The 4,344-nt window shown below is 72.1% G+C and carries 3 protein-coding genes; all 3 read left to right on the top strand.

The window, feature by feature from the left end:
• Positions 1–2,860: amino acid adenylation domain-containing protein (locus OO67_RS41020; protein ID WP_244300507.1), on the top strand; the 2,860-nt coding region annotated here is incomplete at its 5' end.
• Complete coding sequence (locus OO67_RS35270; protein WP_078598560.1) at positions 2,857–3,939, top strand: threonine ammonia-lyase; 1,083 nt, start codon at positions 2,857–2,859, stop codon at positions 3,937–3,939. The genes OO67_RS41020 and OO67_RS35270, both read left to right, overlap by 4 nt.
• Complete coding sequence (locus OO67_RS35265; protein ID WP_078598558.1) at positions 3,936–4,232, top strand: acyl carrier protein; 297 nt, start codon at positions 3,936–3,938, stop codon at positions 4,230–4,232. The genes OO67_RS35270 and OO67_RS35265 overlap by 4 nt, the downstream gene beginning before the upstream one ends.
• Positions 4,233–4,344 lie beyond the last annotated feature (112 nt).

The following is a 4,344-nucleotide window of genomic DNA, read 5'->3' as shown; positions in this document are numbered from 1 at the left end:
GACGGCTTCGTCGTCGGTGTTCTTCTCCAGTTGGTCGATCGACGCGCTGGCGAAGGTTCCCTCGGGTGCCCGTCCGGAGCGGGAGTTGCGTGCGGTTCTGGAGCGGGTCGGTGATCCGGGTCTGCGGGACCGGGCGCTGGAGCCGTTGGAGGTTCTGGAGCGGGGTCGTGACCGGGTGCAGGCGGCGGGGCGTGACGCGACCGCCCTGTGCGAGGCGCTGGCCGGGCTGGAGGAGGACTTCACCCGTATCACCGACACCGCCTCCCAGCGCGCAAAAGGCACCCGCACCGCGCCCAACCGCTCACTCGTCTACTCCGACACCCGACGCTCCGCCACCGCCCGGCTCAGCCCCGCCGTCCTGGACGAGCTGACGCCGCTCTCACTGTGCCTGACCGCCGTGGGCTGGCTCACCAGCCGCTACGCGGAGTCCATGCGCGCCCGTATCCGCGAGTCCTTCGACCGGGTGCGCGGCGACCGCCCCACCACCGATCTCGCCTCGCTCTGGTTCGCCTGCCTGCCGGCCCCGCACGCCGATTCCATGCCGGAGGCGGACCGGATCGGCGCCGAACTGCGCGAGCGCTGGGCGAGGATCATCAACGCCCCGGAAGGCGCCCGCCGGGTGCAGCTGTCCTCGGCGGACATCGCCGAACGGGTCCGGGAGGAGTTCGACGGTCCGCGCGACGGCTGGTCGCTCTCGCGCTATGTCAGCCCCGACATCCTGATCATGGCCAAGGACGCCGCCGCGGTGGAACGTGGCGAGTTCGAACTCGTCCTCGGCGAGCTGCACATCGCCATGAACACCGTGGCCGCCTCGCTCTTCGTCAATCAGCACCCGGCCGTCGACGAGCTGATCGCCGAGACCGGCCGGGACTTCCCCGGGCCCCGGCTGATGCCGATGCTGCCCAAGGAACTCCCGCTGAAGTGGTCGGCGCGCAGCCGCCCCGCCCTCGACCGCCCGGAGGACTACTTCGTCGCAGTCGCCGAGCACACCAGTGACCCGCACCGGGACCGCACCGTCCTCAGTGCCGAGGTCACCGTCGCCGACCGCGACGGCCGGCTCACGGCCCTGCTGCCGGACGGCAGCGAGTTCGACGTGCTGGACGTCTTCAGCCACGCCCTCACCAACCGCGTCATGGACCGCTTCGCGCTCCGCCCCGACGGATCCGCTGGCGAAGCTGACCGTCACCGAGATGCTGCCGACCCCGGAACACGCCTGGCTCACCGACGACCAGGGCAACGCCTACACCTCCGAACTCCGCTTCGTCGCCGTCGACCAGGAGCACCAGCAGGGGGGAGTGCCGTCATGGTGAGCTTCCTGGACGCGATACGCGCGCATGCCGTGCACACCCCGGAGGCCATCGCGCTGCGCACCGGCGACACCTCCTTCAGCTACCGCCGGCTCGACGCCTGGACCGACCGGATGGCCCACACCCTGACCGCCCGTGGAGTCGGCCGGGAACAGGTCTGCGCCATCGCACTCGAACCGGGGCCGGAGAGTGTGGTGGCGGTGGCGGCGGTGCTCCGCACCGGAGGCGCCTTCCTCACGCTCGACGTGACCCAGCCGCCGCCCCGGCTGGCAGCCATGGTCCACAGCGCCGGCGCCACCAGCCTGCTCACCCGCAGTGCCCTGCGGCAGACCCTGCACCTGCGTGTGGACGGACCGGTGATCGACCTCGACGAGATGGACGATTCCGAGATCCCCGACGATGTCGACGCGAGCATCGGGTCTCACCCGGCCGCCGACGGGTTACCGGACGTCTGCGGACGCCAGCTGGCCTATGTCAGCCATACCTCCGGCTCCACCGGCACCCCCAACGCGGTGCTGATCGAGCGCGCCGGTCTCGACTCCTATCTCCGCTTCATCGCCCGCGACTACGGCCTCGGTCCGCATACGGTGGCGCTCCAGGTCGCACCGCTCGGCTACGACGCCTCCATCCGCGACACCTTCGCCCCACTGGTGGCCGGGGGCACCGTGGTACTGGCGGAACGCAGCACCCTGCTGCGCGCCGACAGCTTCGCGGAGACCCTGCGCGAGTACGGCGTCAACACGCTGCTGAGCGTCACGCCTTCCTTCCTGACCTTCCTCGCCCAGCAGGACCGGGCCGGGGAGCGGCTGGGCGGGCTGCGTCTGGTCGTCTCCAGCGGCGAGTCGCTGCTGCCGTTCCTCGGTTCCGGCGCCCGCCGGGTGCTGTCCGGCGGCCTCGTCAACCAGTACGGCCCCACCGAGTGCACCATGACCGCCACCCGCTACGCGGTGCCGCCCGAGCCGGAGACCGCCGCCGATCTGGTCGGGACCCCCGTCGACGGGATGACGGCGAGACTGATCGGCCCCGACGGACGGGAGGTGCCCCCGGGAGAGATCGGCGAGATCGCCCTCGGCGGCGTCGGGGTGGCACGCGGCTACCGGGGGCTGCCCGCGCTCACCGCCGACCGGTTCCGCCCCGACCCCGGCGGACCGCCGGGCGCCCGCGCCTTCCACACCGGCGATCTGGCGCGGAGCAGACCGGACGGTGTGCTGGAGTATCTGGGCCGCTCCGACCGGCAGGTGAAGATCCGGGGTTACCGGGTCGATCCGGCGGAGATCGAAGGGGTGCTGCTCGGGCACCCCCGCGTGACCGGCACCGTGGTCACCGCGGAACCTGACGACCGGGGGAGGATGTTCCTCCACGCCCATGTCACCGGTGAGCTGGAGTCGGTCACGGATGCGGAGCTGCGCAGACATCTGGCGGGCTTCCTGCCCACCCACATGATGCCGCGCCGCTTCCACCGCATCGAACGGCTGCCCACCACTCGCACGGGCAAGACGGACCGGGCAGCGCTGCGCGGCGCCGGCCCGCCGCTCCCGGGACGGACGCGGTGACCGCCGCCGGTGTCCGCCTCGCCGCGGACGAGGTACGGGCGGCGGCCGAGCGGATTCGCGGACCGGTACGCCGTACGCCACTGCTGAGCGCCGATGGACTGCTGGGTCCGCCGAGCCCGTCCGGACTGCTGCTGAAGGCCGAACACCTGCAGCACGGAGGCTCGTTCAAGGCGCGAGGCGCTGCCAACGCGATGCTGGGCCGGGCAGCCGGAGCGGTGGTCGCCGGCTCCTCCGGGAACCACGGCATAGCGGTGGCCGCACTCGCCCGCCGGACCGGCGCCGAGGCCACCGTGGTGATGGCTGCCGGAGCCGGCCGGGCCAAGGCCGACGCGATCCGCGCACTCGGCGCCCGGGTCCTGACGGTGGAAGGCGGCGTCGCGGCACGCGACCAGCTCGCCCGACAACTGGCCGCGGACACCGGGGCTCTGCTCGTGCCGTCCTCCGACGATGAGCATGTCGTCGCCGGACAGGGGACCGTCGCACTGGAGATCCTGGAGGAGGAGCCCGATCTCGACCTGCTCTTCGTCCCGGTCGGCGGTGGCGGGCTGCTGGCCGGCAGCTGCCTGGCGGCCGATCTCACCGGACGCCCCCGGCGTCCGGTGCGGATCATCGGCGTGGAGCCCCGAGAGGCCCGCCGCTACGCGGTATCGGTCGCCGCCGGGCGACCGGTGGAGTTGTCCGCCTCGCGCACCGTCGCCGACGGACTGCGCGGGCAACGGCCCGGTGAGGTCATCTTCCCCATCGTCCAGCGGCGTGTCGACGAGCTGATCGCCGTCGACGACGAGGAGGTGCTCGGTGCGATGGAACTGCTGCACCGCGCCGGCGTCCCCGCCGAACCGAGCGGCAGCGTAGCCCTGGCCGGCGCGCTCCAGCGCGGCTTCAGGGGACGTACGGCAGTGGTGATCTCCGGCGGCAATTCACCGTCCGCCCTCGCCGCCATGGGCGTGGCGGCAGGCTCGGCCGCCGGGCCGGGCCCGCATTCCGCGCCGCCACTCGTCCCGTCCCCGGCCACCTACTCGCGTCCCACGTCCCTCTCGGCACTGCCATCACCTTCAACGATGTCAAAGGAGTCACTGTGAGCGTTCAGGACCGGACCACTGTGCAGGAGCTGCGGACCACCGCGGGTCTGACCGTACTGATCACCGGCCTCTTCCAGGAGGCGCTGAACAACGAGGGACTGGACGAGTGCGCCGACTTCTTCGAGTCGGGAGGGGACTCGTTGACCGCGTTCCAGATCACCGGCCGGCTCCAGGAGGCGGTGGGCGCCGAGGTCGCCGTCGCCTTGGTCTTCGCCTACCCCACCCCCGCGGAGCTGGCGGAGATCGTCGCCGAGGAGCTCACCGAGGTCCCGGCAGGGGTGGCACATGAGTGACGACGGCACTCTGCTGCCCGGTGGGCGTTGGCGGTTGTGGGAGCAGTTCTCGTTGCGGGGGCCGGGTTTTCCGGTGGGGGGTGTGCTGGATCTGGCGCCGGTGGATGTGTCG

It is taken from the genome of Streptomyces atroolivaceus, assembly GCF_000717025.1.
GTDB lineage: Bacteria > Actinomycetota > Actinomycetes > Streptomycetales > Streptomycetaceae > Streptomyces > Streptomyces atroolivaceus.
Note: the sequence above shows the minus strand (reverse complement) of the source record. Positions and strands in the feature narration are given on the sequence as shown.